Here is a 20,778-nt window from a genome sequence, read left to right on the forward strand (position 1 = left end):
TTTGCCTTACCCCAACGGTCGTTCGTCCGGACGGATCAACCAGAGAACTGCGGCTATCTTCGAGTTCCAGACGGACGCGCCGGTGGCCGGATCGCCGATCGCGGTGTATAGCGCGTCATTGGCTTGAGGCGTCAACGCCGACGCGATCTGCTCCAGTCGTGGATCGAAAGATTCAGGATTCGCCAAGAGGGTGTGCTCGCCTCGGAACAGCGCGGCGAGCGCCGCTCGCAGATGGAAGTACACCGGCGATGTCACGCATCCGTCGGATCCGGTGCCTCCACCGCCGTAATTGCCTCTGTGCAACCGGATCAAGCCTTTGCCAATCGTGCCGGGGACAGTCCCTGGTGCCGCCGTGTCCTCTTCGACCTGGGATTCGAAGTAGTGTCGGTTCTCCCGGACGCCGTCGTAACCGAACACCCACCCGCCGGTGCTGAAAGTCATCGACCCGGTATCCACGAGTTTGAAACTGAAGTTCTTGTAGGCATTCCCTGAGCGATAGCTTTCGATGAAGTACCGCGCGTTGCCGCGGATTGACGACCGATGTTCCGTGTGCGGCTCGTGCGCATGGGACGTGTAGCTCGAGAAGCGGAACCGCCCGAGGACGTCGCCGTCGTAGACGAGGAATATCACCCCGTCGTAGTGATCCCAGCCGCGAGCCTCGTTCTTGCCCAGGCTGTAGGCGAGGCGGGGTAGTTGGCCACCCACTCCAGCTGGTATAGACCATTCCGAGGTGCCGTCGGGAAAGAGTGGTGTGCCGTCCAGCACGACGGTGTTGTTGGCCGGCTCGACCCCGGTGATCCGGTAGATGTGACTGCGTGCGGCCGAAGACGTGTCCTGATGAAATTCGATGGTCTCGAATCCGTACTTGTTCACCTTGGCGAGAGTGCCGGCAGGTGGATCGAGCCTGACTCGCGACGGCGGTCCGGCCGTGACGACGGTTGCGCTCTCCCCCGCTATCCGACCGCCCATGGGGTCGATCAGCACAAGAGTGGGCCGGCCAATGATGCGCCACGCCGTCGTCGCGGCGCCGCCGAGATCGGGATGGGCGTCCAAGGTGAGTTGATTGTTCGCCGGATCGACCCCCGTGATTCGGTACGTCTTGCCTTCTCGGCCAGCGTCTGCATCTACGGACACGAGGTCCCGGCCCGGCCAGATTCGGCCAAAGTCCGGTGCGCCGTCGAGGGTCAACCTATTTCCGGTGGCCGTCGCGCCCGCGCCCTGGATGGGGAGGAGCTCGATCGGTTGGTAGGCCGGGTCGCCGACGTCGAGCGGTGCGGCCCCGGCGCGCCAGGGATCGGTGAAGTTGGCGTAGTACTCGGCAACCGCCTCTAACTGGAACAGGTTCTCCCAGTCCGGATCATTGAACTGGAAGGGCGGCACTGGATCGGTTCCCGAGTGCTGACCCGTGCGGCGCAGCAGGCGCTTGCGATACTGCGCTTTTTGGTTGTTTCCGACCTCGCGCCACTGGGCCGGAGTCAATGCGCGATCAAAAGCGAACTGGGTCAGGGCGCTGTAGGGGTAGATGAATTCTCGGGTCCGTTGGATCAAGTCCGCGACCGGGACGTTGCCACCCAACAACGGCCAGCGCTGCGGTACTAGGCCGAGCCAGTCGTCGAGTGTCGCGCTCTCCTCGACGAAATCGCGGACGTGGTCGTAGAAGCGGGCCGGGTCCATCGTGCCCTGGCGGCTGAGTACGGAGAATCCGACCTGTCGACGACCGGCGGCCGTTGGCGCCATGACGGCGGCACCGGCGCGCCCGATCACATCGCCTGCTCTGACATGGATGTCGGCGTCTCCCTGCAGGAAAAGGCGCCAGCGCGTATCGCGCTCCATCGCCGTCGTCGCCGGTGGCACGGTCAGCGCGTCCAGTGCCGGCGTCAGCGCCGTGCGCAGCGATGCGGTATCGACGTTCAGGTAGATGAAGCTCCTGAGGAAGCCGGGTGGCACGGTGAACCGATTGGCCATCGCCGGCGTGGCCGTCGGCGCGTCCGAGTTCAGTTGCCCCAGGAGCAAGCTGAGCGCCGGGTCCAGATCCACAAATGGTCGCGGGTTCAGGTAGATCAGCACCGTGGCGGGTTCGTCCTGGGTCGGATCGGTCGCCAGCGCCCGGTTCGGGTCGGCTACCCGATCATCTGGGAAGCGGGTGGACAGATACCCGCTGGCGGCCGCGTGTAGCGGGGTGTTCGGTGAGGTCGTTTCCAACAGGACGAACTCAGCCAGCTCGCCGGGCCAGGCGCGCAGTTCGGGCGGCTGCGGGTCACCAAATGCCAACCGAAGACTCCACGGCCCGGGTTGCGGATCTGTAGCCCGGAACGGTGCATGGACGAACAGGCTGATCGGCTTCGGCATCTGACACTCCTCTGGGCGATAGTGCGGATGGCTATGACTCGACCCGCGCGCCCGGTTCTGGCACCGTCCCGTCAGAACGCGTGCGCTGGTCTTCTGGCCACTGCGCGTACGCCGTGTCCGGCAGCCGCGAGTTCAGGTACCGCAGGTAGCCCGTGACGTCCTGCCCGAGCCAGGTCGGCTGTACCTTTGGCTGCCAGTGAGCACCGTCGTCGGTGAGCTCGGCCGCCGGCTTCTCAACCTCAGCGGTGATCAGGCCTTCCAGGTGACCGTGGAACTCGTCGATCTCGAAGATGTATTCCGCGACTTCCCTGCGATAGCGCGTCTTCTCCAGCACCGGCGGTAGCGCGGCCGCATCGAGAATCGTCTCCGCAGCGGATAGCGGGATCGCGTCCTCCCACTCCGATCGGGACGCTCCGACCGATGGGCCCTTGATCGTGAGGAAGGCGTCGTCGCCGTACACACGCACGCGAACGGTGAGCGCGGGATCCTTGTTCAGGTAGCCCTGCCGAATGCGCTTTCCTGGAGTGCCCTCGCGCCAGTCGTCGTTGTCGCCTCGGACGAGGTACTTCCGTTCGATTTCCTTGCCGTCTCCGGAGCTCATGGCGTTTCCTTCCTTTAGTTGTCGTCGAGGTCGATTCGGTCGCCGGGACGACCGGCGGTGTAGTCACTGCCTATGGACTTTCAGGTGGCCCGATCCACCACGAAGGCGTAGGCATTGCCGCCAATGACGTACGTCACCACGACCTTCCGTCCACTCCCGTCGGCCCATTTATTGTGGACGGTGTCGCCGAGAGTGCCGTCGGGATGGAACCTGAGCACACGCACCGCGCCGGTGCTCAATCCGACGAATACGACATCCCCGTCCACCGCGGGAACCACCTGAATCGCATCAATTGATTCGAGCAAGAACGTCATCGAGTTGTCCTGCCAGGTCACCGCATCGACCGTGCCGTCGGCCTTCATCCTGCGGACGGAAATGGCGTGGTGTCCGGTGAGCAGGTAGGCGCGGCCGGCGGTCTGGTGGAATGCCAGCGCGGTGATATCACCCAGGCTCAGCAGGCCGAACAAACCGAAGCTCGTGGGGTCGGCGACGGCGGTCAGCGAACCGGCCGCGCTGACCTCGACGACTTTGAGTTCGCCGTTCGTAGATGCCACCGCCAAGAACTGACGGCCGTTGATTTGGAATGACCCGGCGAAGTCCCAGGCTCCGCGCAGCGGCCCGGAAGTCTGTTCGGCCTGGTTTTGCGGATAGTGCCGGGTTGAGATCGCGCCGTTCGCGTCCAGTTTGAAGATGATCGACCGGTCGTTGTCGAATGACAAACCCGTCAGCTGTTGTACGAGCAGCAGATACGTGTCGGCACCGACCTGGCAGCTGGCGGCCGACCGATAACCGCCTGCCAACGGCCGCTCATCGATGAGTGCGCCGATGAGGCCGTGCTCGGTGATCCGCCGAATCTGGAGGACATCGTCGGAGCGGGGAATGAGGCACAGAACCGGTCCGCTCGCGGTAGGAGCCGCGTGTGCGAGATGGCAAGGTCCGATGCGCAACGATTCGATGCGCTCGATCGGGGCGCCCGCAGCGGTCAGCCGAAACGTGGCGCTGTCGCCGTTGCGCTGTCGCCGCCGGATGTTCGACACGGCGTCGCGGATGAACGTCACCGTCTTGTCGTGGACGAACTGGCTCCGCGGGATCGCGTTGTGACTGAACAGGTGGGTGAGGTTGTGCTCCTCAGTGGCTTCCACGATGTGGTTGCCGTTCTGCATCGGCAATATGTCCGCCCGCTGGTAGAAGGCCAGCACAGTCTGCGGGCGGTCGCCGACGCTGGACACCCCGCCAAACAGGTCGGCGCTGTCCCAGGAGACGAACAACTCAACATTCAGGTCGTTGCCCCAACGCCAGTGCCCGTCCGATTCCCGAGTTAGGCCGGCGAACTTGGCGCCGCCATGACTCTGGCCGACCATGATGACCTCACGTCCACCCGCAATTCGATGGCCGTCCAAAATCTGTTCCCAGGTCGTAATCCCCGGGGGACGAATGGCTTCGAGTTCCGAGTTCTCCCATTTTCCAATGATGACGGTGTTGTTCATGGCGTCGATGCTGGTCCGGTCGCTACAGGAGCCGTTAATGCTGCGGACCACGTCAGCCAGCTTCTCGTCTTCGTGCAGCCGCAGTGCGAGATGCTCGATGAAATTTATGCAGCTATCGCTGCACAGGTCGTTGCACTGGACATTTTGATTGGTGACCAACGTCTGGATGAGACCCGACGGGATTCCCCGGAGCCGGCACCGATCAGGGTCGACCCGGATTCCGTGACGCTCCTCGAGCTGAGCCGCCTCAGCGTTGGCCGGCCCATCCGGCTGTGGTGGACTCCCGCCCCACCAGCCGCCCATCGACAGCAGGATAAGAACTGGCGGCGCTGCGCGGACATCCACCGGCAGTGACGGTGTCGCCGACTGCGAACCGGATACAGTTGCCCTGCAACGGATTTCGGTGGCACCGGAGTCGAGCCGGACGGTCCCGACGGTATCGGCGGCCGCCCCGCGCCGCCATACCGTCTGCACCGTCCGCCAGCCCGTGCGCGTCAGTTGCTCCAGGTTCACCACTGCAATGGTGGCGACCTCGACGCTGCTCAGTCTCAGGTGGTACCGCACCGACTCGTCTGTTAGCACGATCCGGCGGGAGTCTGCACGCAGAGCATTGAAGACGCCGGTTGGCCGGCGTTCGTGCTCGGCCGTGAATCTCATGGCAGGGCCTCGTCCCAGGCGGGCATCACAGCCCCCAGGTATTGGCGACGGCGACAATGTCGGCGTCGAAATCGGTCTCGCTGATCAGCAGGTTGCGGAAGTCGTCGAACCCCAGGACGCTGTCGTCGGAGCTACCGATGTACTGCCCGACCGCCTCCCGGAGGCCGGGCCGCCGCGCGAGGTCGACGAAGATCGAACCGTACACGGCTCCCTCCACGTCGTCCCCGGTGAGCATCGGCACGACGCCGTTGCCGTTCAGGGTGCCTATCTGCGTGTACCCGGTGAGATTCGTGGTCTGCAACAGCGGCGCGGCGGACAGCTCATCGCGGAAGAACGACCGCCGGAGGTCGGCGCCGGTGAGTGGCGGGGTGTGACGCTTCGCGAAGAAGAACAGTCGCTCTGAGAAGATGCCGAGCGCCTCGATCCACGCGACGAACTCGGTCGTCGCGGTGGTCGTGTTGTGGAAGGGCGGCAGGCCAGCGGCCACCTGGCTGGTGATCCAGGCCAGGTAACCGGTCTCCACCGAAGCCCGGGTGGACAGCGGCATGAGCGCGAAGTACAGGGCGTGGGCAATTTCGTGCGGAATCAGAGTGGCGTCGACGTTCTGTGCGGTGGATCCGAACAGCCGGGCGTCCTGCGACTTGTGTTTGATGTGGATCAGCGGGTGACCGGTGCCGAGCGAGACAGGTTCGGTGAAGGCCACTTGGGCGGGGCTGTTGTCGGGGTAGACGACCTCGATGCGAGGGAGCCGTCCTCGGTCCTGCGCGATGGTGCCGCCGGTACCGAACGGAAAGGCGCCCCGGCCGGATCGGTTGAACGGTCGGAATTGGCGCCAGACTGTGTCGTAAGCGTCCAGACAGTGCTCGATGATCCGAAAGTGATCCTGCTGCTCCGCATCCGTATTGATGTTGATCGTTCCCTGGTTGGACACCGTGAATTCCTGCGAGACCTCCACCGGTATCGGAAAGTTGCCGTCCAGCGACCGGACGACTGCGTTCTGGGCGTGCACCCGAACCTGGATCTGCGCGGTGGAGACGACGCTTCCGATCGTGGCTCGACCTGCTTCGTCGGTGCGCACGAACACGGTCTGCGGATTGCGGAAGAAGTCAAAGTGGGAAAGGTATGTCCGCTTCAGCGGCCGCCCTTGCACCGTGACGGTAAACGTGATTGCCATGCTCCAAGACTCCCCACCCCAGCCGTTCCCGACATCCGTGTGTGCACGGAGATTTCAGGCCCCGATGCCATGGCGCAGCGCGATTCGCGCCATCGCCACTCGGGAGTTGACCCCGAGCTTGCGGTAGGCAGCGGAGACGTGTGACTCCACCGTTCGCCGTGAAATCCCTAGCAGGGCGGCGATGTCGGAATTCGCCTTGCCGCTGGCGACCAGCCCGACAACGCGTCGCTCGGTGCCGGTGAGCGAGGTGATGCCGAAATGCGCGCGGGGGGTCAGGGGTCGGGCGGTGCGGCTCATCGCAGCACTGTTGGCGGCGTCGGCGTCGGCGCCCATCGCCGACCATCGGCTCGCTGCCGAGGCGGCAACCAGGTCGGCCTCGGCTGCTCGGCCTCGCAGGCGCAGAAGGGCCGCCGCGTCGGTGTGCGTCGCGGCCGCCAGTGGTTTTAACGGGGTGCCGGCGGCTAGTTTGGCAGCCCGGAGCGCTCGGTCGGCGTCACCGTCTCGCCACGCGGCGGCGATCTCAGCAACGACCCGAACCCTGGGCGTGTCCGCTATGGGCGCGAGTTCGGTCAGGACGGCGGCTACCTCGACACCGCGGTCGGCATGGCCGGTCCGGCTGGCTAGCCGCGCCAGTTGCCCCGCGAAGGACGGTAGCGCGGAACGGACGCCGGTGCCGACGAAGAGGTCCCAAACCTCCGACAACACGGAATAGGCCAGATCGAGATCACCGCGATGCTCGGACAGGCCCGCGGCGGCCAGGCACAGTTGCTCGAAACCCAACTGGGCACGCCCACGTGCCAGCCACTGCTCGGCAGCTGCAATCCGCTCGGCAGCGACGTCGTCCGCGCCTCGATGCAGCGCAATCTGAGCGAGGAACGAGTTGCACCAAACCGCGACCCCGAATCCATCGACTCCATCGGCATAGCTGAGTGCCGCCTCCGCCGTGGCGGCCGCATCGTCGATTTCGCCGACCCGGAGCCAGCCGAAGGCGGTGATCGCGTCGTAGGCCGGAACGGCCCACGCCGAGCCGTATCGAACAGCATTCTCGCGACCGCGCCGGGCGCAGTCGGCCAGTAGGTCGAACCGGTCCGCCTCCAGCCAGACGACCGAGGCGATGAACCAGGGCTGGAAGACGTGAGCGTCCACTGTCTCGGGTCGGTCCGCAAGCTGCACGATCTCCCGGGCGCGGCCACCGGCCTCGTCGAGCCGCATCTGGAACAGATCGAGGAAACACAGAACGCCCCCGCCGGCGACCTGTGCTGCTCCGTCATTAGCGTCAAGCCCGTCGGCGATGGCCCGCTCACCGGCTTCGCGGGCGCCGGGGTGATCGATCTGCAGAAATCGAGCGAAGGCAATCTCGCCCTGCACCCGGGCTCGCAGCGCCGGATCGTCGGTCAGAACCCCGCAACGCTCCATCTCGATCGCCGCCACATCGGCACGTCCCTGCATGAAAGCTGCGAACGCCAGCTCCCGGCGCAGGCGCGCCTCGACGGCAGGAGCCAGCCCTACCTGCAGCAGAGTGCGACCGAGCGCCTCGGCCTCTGCCGCCCGGCCGGCGCCGGCCAAGGCCCGAACCCGCGCCACCACGAGCTCGGCCGGCGGCCGCCCACGATCGCACGCGGCGATCGCGATGTCGCACAACCGCAGAGCTGCCGCGGGTGCTGTCCCGACGATCTCCTGCGCCGCGTATCGCAGCCACGTGGCGGCCTCATAGTCGCCCGGGCCAGCGCCTCGGGCATACTGCTCGGCAACCGCAAGAACGCCGGCGCCGCTCGTCGCAAGTACCTGCGCCGCATCACGGTGCAGTGCAGCGCGTGCCTGCGGCGACAGCTCCGCCAACACGGCTTCGCGGAGCAACTCGTGGCGAAAGGTGAAGCCGGCACCCCTGGGTACGACCACGCCGGCCGCGGCGGCAGCCTCCAAGTCTACGAGGAGATTGGTCGTGCGTATGCCCGCTATCGCAGCGACCGCCACGGGGTCGATCTCGGTGCCAACCACCGCGGCGATCTGGAGCGTCCGCAGCGCCTGTCGATCTAGCTCCCTGACCAAAGCTGATATTCCGTCGACAGCGCTATCGGCACCGATACTCAGTGCGTCGAGGATCGCCAGCAACAGGAGCGGGTTTCCACCGGCCTGGTCGACCGCCGCCCTGGCCAGCGCAGTTGGCTCCTGGCCCAGGACTGCGGCCGTCAGCGCCGAGGAGTCCTCAGACGGCAGCGGACCCAGATCGAGTCGCTCCAGCGGAAGGCCGGAGAGCGCCCGGTATAGGTCTGTGCCGGGGACCGGTGGACGAGTGGTCAGCACCACCAGTAAGGGCAGTTCGCGGGCGCGCCGAATTACGCATCGCAACCAGACCAGCGTCGTTGTGTCGGACCAGTGCAGATCCTCGATGGCGAGGACTAGCGGCGAGCGCGCACATTCGAGTTCGAGTTCCTCGAGCAGGCGATCGACCAGGAGTGATCCGGCCGCCGCGGCCGCACCGGCCGCCAGTAGGGTCCGAACTGTGGACAATCCCATCAGGGACTCAATCCCGCCGCCGAACGCCCGCAGCGGCGCGCCGAGGGTCCGCTCGACCTCAAGCTGGTCGCATGAGCCGTATCGAACGGCGAGCGCGGCCTCAACTGCAATGCTGGATGCCGCCTGAATCAAGCGGGTTTTGCCGATGCCGGGCTCACCGGTGATTAGCACGGCGCCGCCGGCGCCCCGTCCGGCGCGGGAAATGAGCCGCCGGAGCTGTCCGATTTCCGCCGCCCGGCCCACCATCGGCGCCATCTCAAGCTCCATATCCGGTGGAGCCTACTACTGCAGCTTAAACTAAATACCCGCAGGTCAAACGGCCAAGCTCAGGAACTCCATCAGGACCACTGCGCGAAGACCACTACACGAGCGGCCCACCACCACCGAACCAATCACCGCGGCTCAAAGGACGCTCCACGGTACGAGTGGAACCCAGCCGGACACATGGCAGAAGTTGGCCGAGTGGGCAATGGCTGGTGCATCTGATGCAATAATGCTCCTATTGACTGACATAATTAGCCTATCGGCGATACGCTCTAGGACGCTCCTGAATAACGGTCACTTGTGGGTTCGGGAGTTCGCTTTGGGACAGTGGGAGCGTTCGCGCGTGATCGGGCTGTCAGGCGTGGTCCTGAGTCGTCGCCCGGCCCTGGATGATTCTCCTGACTGATCGGAGGGACGGGCCGTTGCTCACGGCCCGGTGAGGTCTCGTGCCGGCCGGTCAGGCCGGTGCAATGGTCCACGTCCCGCTCACCCGCGTCAGCCCGAGGGTGAGCATTCGCCTGAGGTTGATCGCAGCGGCGCGGTGGTGCCACCAGTGGTCGTTCTTGGCGACGCCGCGGTAGCGGACTTTGCGGTTGCCGCGGACCAGCCAGGAGATCGATCGTTCGACCATCGGCCGGTGCCGTCGGTAGACCTGTTGGAAGTCCTCGGTTTCCGCTTGTCGACGGGCCGCCCTGAGCAGGCTTTCGTACTCGGTCAGCTTCAGCGATCGACCGGCGTCGCTGGTCGTGCATTGGGCCCGGAGCGGGCAGCCGCGGCAAGCCGCTCCGAAGGTGACGGACCATTGCGCGGTGATCGACCGGGTCACCCCGTTCGGGCAGGTGGCCGTCCTGGCCTCGGGGTCGACGGTGAAGTCGTCCAGGGTGAACCCGCCCGGCACGGCCGACCGCAGCGGGAACGGCTTGATCAACGCGATGTGCCCGGCATGGTCCAGTTCGGCCCGCGCGGATCCCGATCCGTACGCCGAATCGGCCAGCACGTGCAGCTTTTCGGTCTCCTGTGCCAGCAAGGTGGGTCCAACCTCGGCGTCGCTGTTGCCGCGTCCGCTGGCCATGGTCACCGCGCAGGCGGTGACCAGACCGGTGTCGGGTTCGACCGCGATGTGTGCCTTGAACCCGTCCTGCCGCCGGTGGACGGTCTTGTGGGCGTGCCGCGCCTCCGGGTCCACGGTGGAGATCACCCGGTCCGGGGCGACCCGCTGCGCGATCCGCCACCGTCCGTCGGTGCCGTCCGAGCCCTCGACCGGTTCCACGTCCTGCCCGGCGACCAACGCCAAGAGGGCGACCGCGTCCGCCGCCTTCGGTCCGAGCTCCTGGTCGGGCAGGTGTCCCAGCACCCGATGCGCGTCGGTGACCAGCGCATCGACAAGGGCCTCGCGGGCCTGCTGATCGTTCCAGGCGATCGCCGGTTTGCCCGGGTCGTCATAGTCGTGAGCCGAGCAGTGCTCGCCGACGACCTCGGCGGCGCCGGGTACCTCGCGGCGGACCCGGCGGATCGCCGCGATCAACTGGGTGACCGTGTCCTGGGTGGCGACCGCGTCGTCCAGGATCGTGGAATCCAACGCTCGCCTGCTCTTTCCAGCCAGCACCCCGGTCTGGTCCACGACCTGGCGGACCGCGTCGAAGATCCGGTTCGGCGACTGCGAAGCGGCCAGCCGACGCCGCCAGTACGTCAATGTCGTGGCATGGAACGCCGCAGCGGTCACCGGTAACCCGCACGCTGCCTTCCACCGCAGATCGAACGTCACCGAGTCCACCGTGTCCGCGTCGGACAGGCCGTGCAGAGCCTGCAGCACAATCACCGACGCCATCACGTCGGCCGGCACTGACGGGCGGCCCCGACCCGACGGAAACAGATCCGCGAACATGCCGTCCGGGAACACCTCCCGACGGTGCGCGGCCAGAAACGCGAACACGCTGCCCGGCTTGAGCAGCCCACCGACTACCGACTCGGCATCCAACAACTCACGCTGATCCCGCGACCGACCCTGCACACCAAGATCATCCCGAACCCACAAGATCAACAGGGGCCGACATACGGATAATTCAGGAGCGTCCTAGAACCGCCCCAGGAGCGCCGGACGGCCTCAGCCCGGGATTATCCGATGCGCGTACACCGTGCTCCGGGCGTACCAGCCGGTGCGTCGGTACGGCCGGATCCGGACGCCGGCCGGAATCTCGTTGTGGTTGGCGTCGATCCGCCCGCCGCCGCCGGAATCGATCACCAACGGCACGGACCCGCCGACGCCGCAGTCGCCGAGCCACAGCACGGCGTGCGAGACGACGCCGGCATCGGAATGCATGTACAAGATGTCCGCCGGCTCCAATGTCGCGACGAACGCGTCGTAGTCACCGGCCGGCAGGACCTGCACCCGGCGCGAGAACAACGAGCCCTCGCTGGTGCTCCGGTGCAGTTCGGATTGCGCGCCGACGCCCGTCGGCAGATCGACGCCCAGGGCGTACGAATAGACGAACCCGATGAAGTTGCTGCAATCCATGCCCGGTCCGCGCCGGCCGGACCGCACGGGTTTGTGCGGCCAATCGGCCGGCGGCGCCCAGGACGGCACGTGATGGTGCTGGTAGTCCAGCCCAATCAGCGCGGCGGCGACGGTGACGACTCGTTCGCGGGCCAGCCGACCATGTGGCCGGTCGACCGGCGGCGGATACCGCATCGCCGGCGGGCCCCAGGATCCCCACCGCGCCCGCGTCGACTCCGTGTACCAATGTTCGAACGGCACGCGTGCTTGCGCCCGCGGATCGCACCACGGCGCCTGGTCGAAGTTCGCCGTGCGCTCGTGGGCCGGCCGGCTGAACTGCACCGAATACGGTGAGCGGTAGTCCGGAACGGCGTTCGTGGGGCGCAACGCCGCCCGAGGACTGTCACTGTCAGCGATACTCACTCACGGATTGTGACACCGGTAGTTGAGTCCACCAGAGTGGTGTACGACCACTGATCGACCTTGACCCCCTGACCAGGCAGGTCGGGGCGTGTCGGTCCCGGGACGAGGACGGCCACCGCGTGAGGCTTCGAAGGACCTCTCACAGTCTGTCGAAGGAGACATCACGCGATGACCACTGCCCAGCCTAACGACCCGACGACCGCCGTCGGTGACATGCTCGCGTCGGCGAGCCCGGACCTGCTCCGCTCGATGCTGTCCACGTTCATTCAGACGCTGATGGGCGCCGAGGCCGACGCCCTGTGCGGCGCCGGCTACGGCGAACGCAGCCCGGACCGGGTCAACTCCCGCAACGGGTACCGGCACCGGGACTGCGACACCCGGGTCGGCACCCTGGACGTGGCAGTGCCGAAACTGCGGTCCGGGTCGTACTTCCCGGACTGGCTGCTCGAACGGCGGACCCGCGCCGAACGCGCCCTGGTCTCCGTCGTCGCGACCTCGTACCTGCTGGGAGTCTCGACCCGGCGGGTGGAGAAACTGGTCCAAGCATTGGGCGTGACGTCGCTGTCCAAGTCGCAGGTGTCGATCATGGCCCGCGACCTGGACGAGCAGGTCGAGGCGTTCCGCACCCGCCCGCTGGACCAGGGCCCGTACACGTTCCTCGCGGCCGACGCGCTGGTCCTCAAGGTCCGCGAGGGCGGCCGGGTCGTGCAGGTCCACGCCCTGCTCGCGACCGGGGTCAACGGTGACGGGCATCGCGAGATCCTGGGCCTGGACGTGACCAGCCGCGAGGACGGCGCCGGCTGGTTGGCGTTCCTGCGTGGCCTGGTCGCCCGGCGCTTGTCCGGGGTCCGGCTGGTCACCAGCGACGCGCACAGCGGCCTGGTCGCCGCGATCGGCGCGACCCTGCCGGGTGCCTCGTGGCAGCGATGCCGCACGCATTACGCGGTGAACCTGATGTCGATCACCCCGAAGAGCAGCTGGCCGTGGGTGCGGACCATGCTGCACTCGATCTACGACCAGGTCGACGCGAAAGCCGTGGCTGCCCAGTTCGACCGGGTGATCGACACGCTCGCCGAGAAGCTGCCCGCGGTCGCCGATCACCTCGACCAGGCCCGGGCCGACCTGCTCGCGTTCACCCCGTTCCCGAAGGAGATCTGGCGGCAGATCTGGTCCAACAACCCGCAGGAACGGCTCAACAAAGAGATCCGCCGCCGGACCGACGTCGTCGGGATCTTCCCCGACCGGGGCGCTCTGATCCGCCTCGTCGGCGCCGTCCTGGCCGAGCAACACGACGAATGGACCGAGGGCCGCCGCTACCTTGGCATCGACGTCCTGGCCCGCTCCCAGACCGCCAACGGACCCGACGCGAAGGAGGACACCAGCACCACGCCCGCGATCACCACCGCCGCCTGACCAACGAAGATCACCGGCGGCCGGACCTCGTCACGTACACCACTCAGCTGGGCTTGACCACACCGGTCAACCGGCACCCGGCCACTGGATGTCGTACTCCCTGGCGGGTATCCACGTGCCTGACTTGGGTGGTCGGGGTGCAAACCCGCTACACGCCGTCACCAAATTCCCGCCAGTCGAGGTCGTCCGCACGGCAGGTACCCGGCTCATACTGTTCAGCCATGGGGGCAAGATCCGTAACCGCTGTGGGTGTGTTGTTGCTCGGGCCCGTCGAAGGAGGACGCTCGTCGCAGTGGATAGTCGCGCATAGCGCGGCGTTGGTATCGAATCCCCTTCCTAACGGCCCTGCCTGGCACCCGCGAGCCACGGCACGACCGCTGCGGCGATTTTTTTCTGCCTTGACCACCGCCGCTGCTGTGATCGGCCTAAGCTCGTGCAGCGCTCCCTCTGCCACAAGCACGTCGACCGACGATCCCAACGTCCGGCGCGTTACCTACGAAATCACGGGCCGATGGAACGGGTGGGATCCGGCCATCGCAAAGGCTTGTGATTATCCCGGCGACTGTCCTAAGGACTCCACGGGAGCCGGGAAGGTCACGTTTGTTGACGGCTCGGGAGTCAACCGCACCTTCAATGCCTGGTTCCCCGACACGCAGAACGTGAGCATTAGCCCAGGCGACCGAGCCGCGATCCACATCGAAAGCCTCGCCGAGACGGCGGGTTACGTTGAGTGCGTAATCCGGGTCGACGGGCGAGAGGTCGCTCGACAGCGCGATGACGCGGTAAACCGGGCACCCGAAGTATCCTGCGATATTTCGGTCACGTAGCGAAAAGCAAAGAGCGTTTCAAGATCAACAAACGTTCAGGACCGAACAGAAGATGATCATGAACCGCGAAAGCCACCGCGTCGGAGGCCACTCCCTGACGCATTTCGGGATGCCGCCTTGGAACCCGGCAAGATTTCCGACCGAATTGAACGCCTGACCGGCGACGACCGATTCAGCCGCAACACCGACGGTATCGCCGTGCATCGCGGCGCACTCATCCGCGCCCGCAACGCGGTAGACCGCGAGATTGCCGAGATGACACCCTCCACCGGCGATGAGGAACCGCTGACCCAGGAGGAATGCGAGTGGCTGGAAGCATCTGATCTCGAGGTTTTGACGGCGACGATTTCGACCCGGTCGCGGCTGGGCATCCGAATCCCGCGATTGTCAGCGGTCATGAAATTCCCCAGGTCGGGGTGGGTGTCCGTCACGTAATTCCCCACCCTGGTGCGTCACGTAATTCCCCATGGGGACGACGGCGTGCCGTCGGCTGGTGGGTCCTGCTCGCAGTTCACGCTCACCGCCGGCCGTCAGGTGGCCCGGACGGGAGCGGTGATGGGCAGGAGGAGCTTCGACGTGGTGGATCTGCTGGAGTTGTTCACGCACTGGGAGGCGGGCCGGTCTCAGTCGCAGATCGCGGACAGCCTCAACCTCGATCGGAAGACAGTGCGCAAGTACACGGCGCCGCTGGTGCAGCGGGGCCTGGTGCCCGGCGGCCCGCCGGTCGGCGAGCAGGTATGGGAGCAGCGGATCGCGCAGTGGTTTCCTCAGGTGGTCGACCGAAGGTTGCGGCAGGTGACTTGGCCGCAGATTGAGGCGCATCGGGATTACATCGTCGAGCAACTCGGCGAGGGCGTGACGGTGGCGACGATCAGCCAGCGGCTGACCGATGAGCATGGGCTGATCGCGTCGGAGTCGTCGGTGCGGCGATGGATGAACGCGAACCTGACCGAGCAGGTCGCCCGTCACCGGGCGTCGCCGCCGCGGCCGCCGGTGGAACCGGGCAGCGAAGCACAGATCGACTACGGCGCTCTGGGGTCGTGGGTCGACCCGGCCACCGACCGGCGGCGGACGTTGTGGGCGTTCGTGATGGTGCTGGCATGTTCCCGGCTGATGTTCGTGCACCCGGTGCTCCGGTTGGACCAGACATCCTGGTGTGCAAGCCATGTGCTCGCGTTCGAGTACTTCCAGGGTTGCGTGGCCCGGCTGGTGCCGGACAATCTGAAGACCGGAGTCGACCGGCCGGACCTGTACGACCCGAGGATGAACCGGGCCTACGCCGAGCTGGCCAGCCATTACGGTGTGCTGCCCGACCCGGCGCGGGTCCGAAAGCCCAAGGACAAGGCCCGGGTAGAACGGGCCATGCCTTACGTGCGTGACTCGTTCTGGCGGGGCCGCACTTTCACCAGCCTGCAACAGATCCAGCAGGCCGCCGTGGTCTGGTGTGACGAGGTCGCGAACGTCCGCAAACACCGCAGCCTGGACGGCGCAACGCCCCGGTCGGTCTTCGACGCCGTCGAGGCCCCGGCTCTGCAACCGTTGCCGCGCAACGAGTTCGTCCTCGCGACCTGGTCGGTCGGCAAAGTAGGGGTTGATTGCCACCTCAAAGTAGGCCCCGCTCTCTACTCGGTGCCGTGGCGGCTGATCGGACAGCAGTTGCACGCTCGGACGGCCGGCGGCACGGTGCAGATCCTGCACGAGAACAAGGTCGTGGCCACCCACATCAGGCTGCCCAGGGGACGGGCGACCGACTTCGAGCACTACCCGCCGGAGAAGATCGCGTTCCACATGCGCAACCCGACCTGGTGCCGCAACGAGGCAAGCAAGATCGGTCCGGCGACCGCCGCCGTCATCGACGAGCTGATGGAGCACACCGCGATCCACCGGCTCCGCTCGGCCCAAGGCATCATCGGCCTGGCCGGCCGTCCCGGCATCGGCCCGGACCGGCTGGAAGCGGCTTGCGCCCGCGCGTTGGCCGTCGGCGATCCCCGCTACCGGACGATCAAGGGGATCCTCGCGGTGCACGCCGAAGCCCCACCGGCCGAACCCACCGCCGGCGCTGCCGCGGACACACCCGCGTTCCTGCGCGGACCCGAGCAACTCCTCGGCTAACTCCGCTCCGACGGGCCCCGCTCGGGTGGCCGGTCCAGCCCCGGGCCAGCTTCGGCGGTTGGCCCGCCCCACGCTCACCGGACTTCGTTTCCTTTGTCTTCCTTCTACTCTCATCGAGAGGAAACACCACACAATGACGATCCTGGACCCATCGCTGCGGGACGCGTTACGCACCCTCAAGCTCACCGGGATGCTGCAGACCCTGGACGCCCGGCTGACCCAGACCCGCGACGGCACCCTGGGCCACCTGGAGTTCCTGCAGGTCCTGTGCGAGGACGAGATCGCCCGCCGGGAGACCGCTGCCCTGGCCCGCCGCGTCCGCCGCGCCCGGTTCGAAGAACAGGTCACCCTCGAAGGCTTTGACTTCGCCGCGAACCCGAAGATCCCCGCCCCGCAGATCCGGGACCTGGCCGCCCTACGCTGGCTGGGCGCCGGCGAATCGGTCATCCTGTTCGGCCCGGTCGGGGTCGGCAAGACCCACGTCGCCCAAGCCCTCGGGCACCTCGTCGCCCGGCGGGGCGGCGAGGTCCGCTTCGCCAAGACCAGCCGGGTGCTGGCCGACCTCGCCGGCGGGCACGCAGACCGCACCTGGGGTGCCCGGGTCCGCGAGTACACCCGACCCGCCGTCCTGATCCTGGACGACTTCGCCCTCCGGGAGCACACCGCCGCCCAGGCCGACGACCTCTACGAGCTCATCTCGGAGCGGGCCGTGCACCACCGGCCGCTGGTGCTGACCAGCAACCGCAAGCCAATCGACTGGTACCCGCTGTTCCCGAACCCCGTCGTCGCCGAGAGCCTGCTCGACCGACTGATCAACACCAGCCACCAGGTCCTCATGGACGGACCGTCCTACCGGCCCCGCAAGCGGCCCGGGCGAGCCGACTCGACACCACCGCCCGCCGACCGGTAGAACCAGACCAGCAGGGCCGACCTGGGGAATTACGTGACAGCAGCCCTGGGGAATTTCGTGACTGATGACACCGCGATCAATGATCAGCTAGAAGTAATCAAGGCAGGTCAGTTCGCCAGCAACGTCAATAGTGTTTTCGGTCAGTTCTACCGTGGACGCGCCGATTTCAGAATTAAACGGATCGCGGAAGTGGTCCGGATCGATCGGCAATTCGACGACGAACTACGTCGGGCCATTGCCGACACGCGTGAGTGGTGCGACCAGATCGAGGCGGCCATCGGTGCCCCATACCAAGGGCTGAGGAGGATCAAGTAGCGCTGACCTGTGGCCGAACCGGCATCACGACGGGGCCGCTCACGGTGTGCTCAGCCCAGCGAGAGGGCGACTCCGCTTCGCAGCTCCTCTTCGGTATAGGTCAGCCCACCTCGATGGCTCACCTGGATCTCGTAGAAGTCATGCCCACCCGGAATGTCGGCAATCGAAAACGGGTACCGACACGTCCCCGCGCCTTGCTGAATATCGTCAACGTCCACGTCACTCAGATCCTCGATTTCCTGACCTTCGCCGAGTTGACCGACCGCGACCGTATTGCCGCCGACCTTGACCGTGACCTGCGCGCCTTGTCGGATGTCGTTGTATCCACTGCTGACGGTGTAGCAGTTATGGTCCAAGGTCAGCGATCCCACGGCGGTGAAACCATTGGTCAATCGCGAAATGACGAGGCCGGCGCCAACCGTAACGGCAATGACCGCGCTCGCAATGAGCAGTGCAGCCAGTGTCGACATCGGCTGCTTCGGCGCCGCCGGAGTAGCCTGCCAGCCCGACTGTCCAGAGTTGGGTTGTCCGTAGGTCATTGCGCCCCCCAGCGATCCCTTGCGGGGAAGTCAACCACGAATGCGGCCAAGTGGCATCACAGGACGCCGAGGAAGACTCGAAGTCAACACCATTGGGTCTTTCTGCCCCAGGGGCCGGACCCCCTACCCCCGCTCGCGCCGGTCCCCGTGGCATAGGTCATTTTCACACACAGAGCGCGTTATGCCTGAATACCCCCCCAGTTCGCCCACACCCGGCAGGCGGCGAGTGCGGCGGCCGGGTCTACCCGGGAATGGATGGGCCGGCGTGTTGCGGGGGCGACTCTCCTGGGCGGTAATGGTGCGCGACGTCGTGCTCCTGGTCTCGACCGTTGACAACCCACCGATTCCCGTGGGAGTCCGACCACAGGATCCGCCACGTGATAAATCTGTTGCCCAAGGTGTGGGAGATCGCTCCGTACTCAGTCGAGATGGTCTGGGCCGCGCCCGCCGGAAGAACGGGCAGTAGTTCCTGCCAAGTTGGAATTAATTGCTGCTGGTCGGTGCTTCGATCTGGCCGAAGCCAAAGCGTTTCTCGATCTGGTCCAGTGCCGCGCGGAGCCGTCCAAGTTGATTCTCATGGATGCCGAGCCAGATCATCTCGGGCCCACGTCCCTTGTCCACATTCAGGCCGATCCGGGCGTAGCGCTGGCCGTTCCACGGTGTCCCGCCGGCACGCACGACGTCAGTGCTGCCGATGAGAACGGGCAGATGCTCATCGGCGTCGGATACCAATAGGCACGTTCCATCGGCAAAGACATCGGCGCCCATCACAACAGCATCGGCGTTGCTTCCGAGTTCGTAATCGGAGACGCGGCGGTACGGCGCTCCGCTGGTCATCTCGCGCCAGTGCTCGGCGCAATAGACTTCATCGATCAACGGGCCGCCCGGCCCGCCGGGCACGTACCGGTAAAGCGGCTCTTCGCTTTGAAGCTGGGTGGGGGTTTGATCCCGGGGCGACACGCCGGGGCTGAGATGCGCTGATGTGGGGCCTGGGGTCCTCACGATCCGTGTTCACCGCCAAGTGAATGCGACCCGTGAGGAAGGCCCCAGGTGAGCGATGACGTTACCGGTGTGTTCGTGCTGCCCGGATTCCGGGTGGTGTCCAGCGACGTGCTCGACGACGAATGGCACCTGCTTGTGGAAACGCGGCGGGAGCCGACGGGCTGCCCGACCTGCGGCGCGGTCGCCCGAGTCAAGGACCGGCGCACGGTGACCGTGCGGGACCTGCCGGCCGGCGGTGTGCCGGTCGTTCTCCGTTGGTGCAAGCGGATTTTCGAGTGTCGATACGGGTTGTGCGAGAAGAAGACCTGGACCGAGCAACACGACGCGATCGCCCCGCGTGTGGTGCTCACCGACCGTGCGCAGCAGTGGGCGTTCGAGCAGGTCGGCCACCACGACCGGGCCGTGTCCCGGGTCGCGGCCCAACTCGGCGTGTCCTGGCACACGATCATGACCCAGGTCGTTGACCGCGGCACCCCGCTGGTCGAGGACCCGGACCGGCTGGCCGGGGTGAGCGCGGTCGGGGTCGACGAGACCTCGTTCCTGCGGGCCACCGGCACCCGGCACACCCAGTACGCCACCGGCGTCGCCGACCTGACCCCGGGCCGCCCACCGCGGCTGCTGGACGTCGTACCGGGCCGCTCCGGCCGAGTCCTGGGCGACTGGCTGACCGACCGCGACGAGGCCTGGCGGTCCGCCGTTCTGACCGCGTCGCTGGACCCGTTCCGCGGTTATGCCACCGCGCTCTCGGCGCATCTACCTGCGACGACGCGCGTGCTGGACGCCTTCCACATCGTCAAGATCGTGCTTCTCGCGGTCGACCAGGTCCGCCGCCGCGTGCAGCAGGACACCACCGGGCACCGCGGCCGGGCCGGCGACCCGCTGTACCGGGTACGACGGATCCTGCGGCGCCGCTACGACCGGCTCACCGACCGGCAACTGGTCCGACTGCGGGCCGCACTGACCGACGCGGACACGCACGAGGAGATCACCGCCGCCTGGCTCGTCGCGCAGAACGTCATGCAGGCCTACGCCAACCCCGACCGGGCCGCCGGACGCGCCGCGGCCGAGCAGGTCATCACCCTGGCCAAGACCTGCCCGGTTCCCGAGATCGCCCGCTTCGGGCGCACTCTGGTCGCGTGGCGGACCGAGTACCTGGCCCGGTTCGACAACCCCGCCCTATCCAACGGACCCACCGAGAACCTCAACCTGAAGATCAAGAACACCAAACGGATCGCCCGCGGCTACCGATCGTTCGCCAACTACCGTCTGCGACTACTTCTCAACCACGGCCTCATCAGGCAAGATCAACAACCGGCACGGATCCGACCACACCGACCCAGGTTGATTGCGTAGAGCCGGTAAAGCTCGGTCCCCGGCTGGGCGCAACGTAGCACCATGCATTCGGTCGCGGTCATCTCGAAGCCGCCGCCCAGTCCGAGGGCTTCGACGGTGCAGCGAGGTGATCGGCGGCGACCGGCCGGCCGTCGAGCATCGATGCGGCGTAAAACGTCATCCAGGCGCCGGGCGCAAAGGCCATCGTCGCGTACGGCTCGTCCCGCGGAATGCGCCTGACTCTGTCATCGTCGGCCGGGTCGATGCGACTGTAAGTCCACGCTGTCAGTACGCCGTCCGTGATTTCCATTCGGTCGGCTCTAAGCATGACTTCCCGGCCATCAGGTAGACCCACCGACCAA

Annotated in this window: 16 protein-coding genes; 6 read left to right on the top strand and 10 right to left on the bottom strand. The window is 66.4% G+C overall.

The window, feature by feature from the left end:
- Nucleotides 1–6: 6 nt before the first annotated feature.
- The 7 genes from NAMU_RS14195 to NAMU_RS14230 form a co-directional block, all read right to left on the bottom strand.
- Nucleotides 7–2,349: a hypothetical protein gene (locus NAMU_RS14195; RefSeq protein ID WP_015748094.1), complete on the bottom strand. Its 2,343-nt coding sequence runs from the start codon at nucleotides 2,347–2,349 to the stop codon at nucleotides 7–9.
- Between the two features lie 31 nt (nucleotides 2,350–2,380).
- Complete coding sequence (locus tag NAMU_RS14200; protein ID WP_015748095.1) at nucleotides 2,381–2,950, bottom strand: CYTH domain-containing protein; 570 nt, start codon at nucleotides 2,948–2,950, stop codon at nucleotides 2,381–2,383.
- 80 nt (nucleotides 2,951–3,030) lie between these two features.
- A complete protein-coding gene (locus NAMU_RS29350) occupies nucleotides 3,031–5,094 on the bottom strand; it encodes a hypothetical protein (protein ID WP_015748096.1) in 2,064 nt (687 codons plus the stop codon).
- A gap of 25 nt (nucleotides 5,095–5,119) precedes the next feature.
- Entirely contained in the window at nucleotides 5,120–6,268 is a 1,149-nt protein-coding gene (locus NAMU_RS14215) for a hypothetical protein (RefSeq protein ID WP_015748097.1), read from the bottom strand.
- 54 nt (nucleotides 6,269–6,322) lie between these two features.
- Nucleotides 6,323–9,040, bottom strand: a complete 2,718-nt coding sequence (locus NAMU_RS14220) for an ATP-binding protein (protein ID WP_015748098.1) — start codon at nucleotides 9,038–9,040, stop codon at nucleotides 6,323–6,325.
- Between the two features lie 466 nt (nucleotides 9,041–9,506).
- Nucleotides 9,507–11,060 carry an IS1182-like element ISNml3 family transposase gene (locus NAMU_RS14225; protein ID WP_012814020.1) on the bottom strand — a complete coding sequence of 518 codons (1,554 nt, stop codon included), beginning with the start codon at nucleotides 11,058–11,060 and terminating at the stop codon, nucleotides 9,507–9,509.
- A 93-nt stretch (nucleotides 11,061–11,153) separates the two neighbouring features.
- Nucleotides 11,154–11,966, bottom strand: coding sequence for an NlpC/P60 family protein (locus NAMU_RS14230; protein ID WP_138180214.1), 813 nt, complete (start codon nucleotides 11,964–11,966; stop codon nucleotides 11,154–11,156).
- A gap of 168 nt (nucleotides 11,967–12,134) precedes the next feature.
- On the opposite strand from NAMU_RS14230, the gene NAMU_RS14235 reads away from it, so the two are divergent.
- The 5 genes from NAMU_RS14235 (at nucleotide 12,135) to NAMU_RS29355 (ending at nucleotide 17,543) form a co-directional block, all read left to right on the top strand.
- Complete coding sequence (locus NAMU_RS14235) at nucleotides 12,135–13,379, top strand: IS256 family transposase (protein WP_015748100.1); 1,245 nt, start codon at nucleotides 12,135–12,137, stop codon at nucleotides 13,377–13,379.
- 944 nt (nucleotides 13,380–14,323) lie between these two features.
- Nucleotides 14,324–14,641: a hypothetical protein gene (locus tag NAMU_RS14240; RefSeq protein ID WP_015748101.1), complete on the top strand. Its 318-nt coding sequence runs from the start codon at nucleotides 14,324–14,326 to the stop codon at nucleotides 14,639–14,641.
- Between the two features lie 141 nt (nucleotides 14,642–14,782).
- Nucleotides 14,783–16,318 (top strand): IS21 family transposase, encoded by a 1,536-nt coding sequence (gene istA / locus NAMU_RS14245; protein WP_041368972.1) that lies wholly within the window; start codon nucleotides 14,783–14,785, stop codon nucleotides 16,316–16,318.
- 133 nt (nucleotides 16,319–16,451) lie between these two features.
- A complete protein-coding gene (istB, locus tag NAMU_RS14250; protein WP_041368974.1) occupies nucleotides 16,452–17,228 on the top strand; it encodes an IS21-like element helper ATPase IstB in 777 nt (258 codons plus the stop codon).
- Between the two features lie 33 nt (nucleotides 17,229–17,261).
- Nucleotides 17,262–17,543 (top strand): hypothetical protein, encoded by a 282-nt coding sequence (locus NAMU_RS29355; protein WP_015748102.1) that lies wholly within the window; start codon nucleotides 17,262–17,264, stop codon nucleotides 17,541–17,543.
- Between the two features lie 50 nt (nucleotides 17,544–17,593).
- Here NAMU_RS29355 and NAMU_RS14255 read toward each other — a convergent pair whose 3' ends face one another.
- Both NAMU_RS14255 and NAMU_RS14260 read right to left on the bottom strand, forming a co-directional pair.
- The gene (locus NAMU_RS14255; RefSeq protein WP_015748103.1) at nucleotides 17,594–18,082 is read right to left on the bottom strand and encodes a hypothetical protein; all 489 of its coding nucleotides are present in this window, start codon (nucleotides 18,080–18,082) and stop codon (nucleotides 17,594–17,596) included.
- 483 nt (nucleotides 18,083–18,565) lie between these two features.
- Nucleotides 18,566–19,042, bottom strand: coding sequence for a hypothetical protein (locus NAMU_RS14260; protein WP_015748104.1), 477 nt, complete (start codon nucleotides 19,040–19,042; stop codon nucleotides 18,566–18,568).
- Nucleotides 19,043–19,132: 90 nt separating this feature from the next.
- Here NAMU_RS14260 and NAMU_RS14265 point away from each other — a divergent pair, with 90 nt between their 5' ends.
- Complete coding sequence (locus NAMU_RS14265) at nucleotides 19,133–20,437, top strand: ISL3 family transposase (RefSeq protein ID WP_015746559.1); 1,305 nt, start codon at nucleotides 19,133–19,135, stop codon at nucleotides 20,435–20,437.
- Between the two features lie 58 nt (nucleotides 20,438–20,495).
- On the opposite strand, the gene NAMU_RS29360 is transcribed toward NAMU_RS14265, so the two are convergent.
- The gene (locus NAMU_RS29360) at nucleotides 20,496–20,726 is read right to left on the bottom strand and encodes a hypothetical protein (RefSeq protein ID WP_015748105.1); all 231 of its coding nucleotides are present in this window, start codon (nucleotides 20,724–20,726) and stop codon (nucleotides 20,496–20,498) included.
- Between the last annotated feature and the right edge of the window lie 52 nt (nucleotides 20,727–20,778).

Source organism: Nakamurella multipartita DSM 44233 (assembly GCF_000024365.1).
GTDB lineage: Bacteria > Actinomycetota > Actinomycetes > Mycobacteriales > Nakamurellaceae > Nakamurella > Nakamurella multipartita.

Excerpts from the sequence above, each read along its gene's own strand:
- NAMU_RS29360 (WP_015748105.1), bottom strand. The coding sequence starts at position 20,726 with ATGGAAATCACGGACGGCGTACTGACAGCGTGGACTTACAGTCGCATC.
- NAMU_RS14195 (WP_015748094.1), bottom strand. The coding sequence starts at position 2,349 with ATGCCGAAGCCGATCAGCCTGTTCGTCCATGCACCGTTCCGGGCTACA.
- NAMU_RS14215 (WP_015748097.1), bottom strand. The coding sequence starts at position 6,268 with ATGGCAATCACGTTTACCGTCACGGTGCAAGGGCGGCCGCTGAAGCGG.
- istB (WP_041368974.1), top strand. The coding sequence starts at position 16,452 with ATGACGATCCTGGACCCATCGCTGCGGGACGCGTTACGCACCCTCAAG.
- NAMU_RS14235 (WP_015748100.1), top strand. The coding sequence starts at position 12,135 with ATGACCACTGCCCAGCCTAACGACCCGACGACCGCCGTCGGTGACATG.
- NAMU_RS14255 (WP_015748103.1), bottom strand. The coding sequence starts at position 18,082 with ATGACCTACGGACAACCCAACTCTGGACAGTCGGGCTGGCAGGCTACT.
- NAMU_RS14220 (WP_015748098.1), bottom strand. The coding sequence starts at position 9,040 with ATGGCGCCGATGGTGGGCCGGGCGGCGGAAATCGGACAGCTCCGGCGG.
- NAMU_RS14200 (WP_015748095.1), bottom strand. The coding sequence starts at position 2,950 with ATGAGCTCCGGAGACGGCAAGGAAATCGAACGGAAGTACCTCGTCCGA.
- NAMU_RS29350 (WP_015748096.1), bottom strand. The coding sequence starts at position 5,094 with ATGAGATTCACGGCCGAGCACGAACGCCGGCCAACCGGCGTCTTCAAT.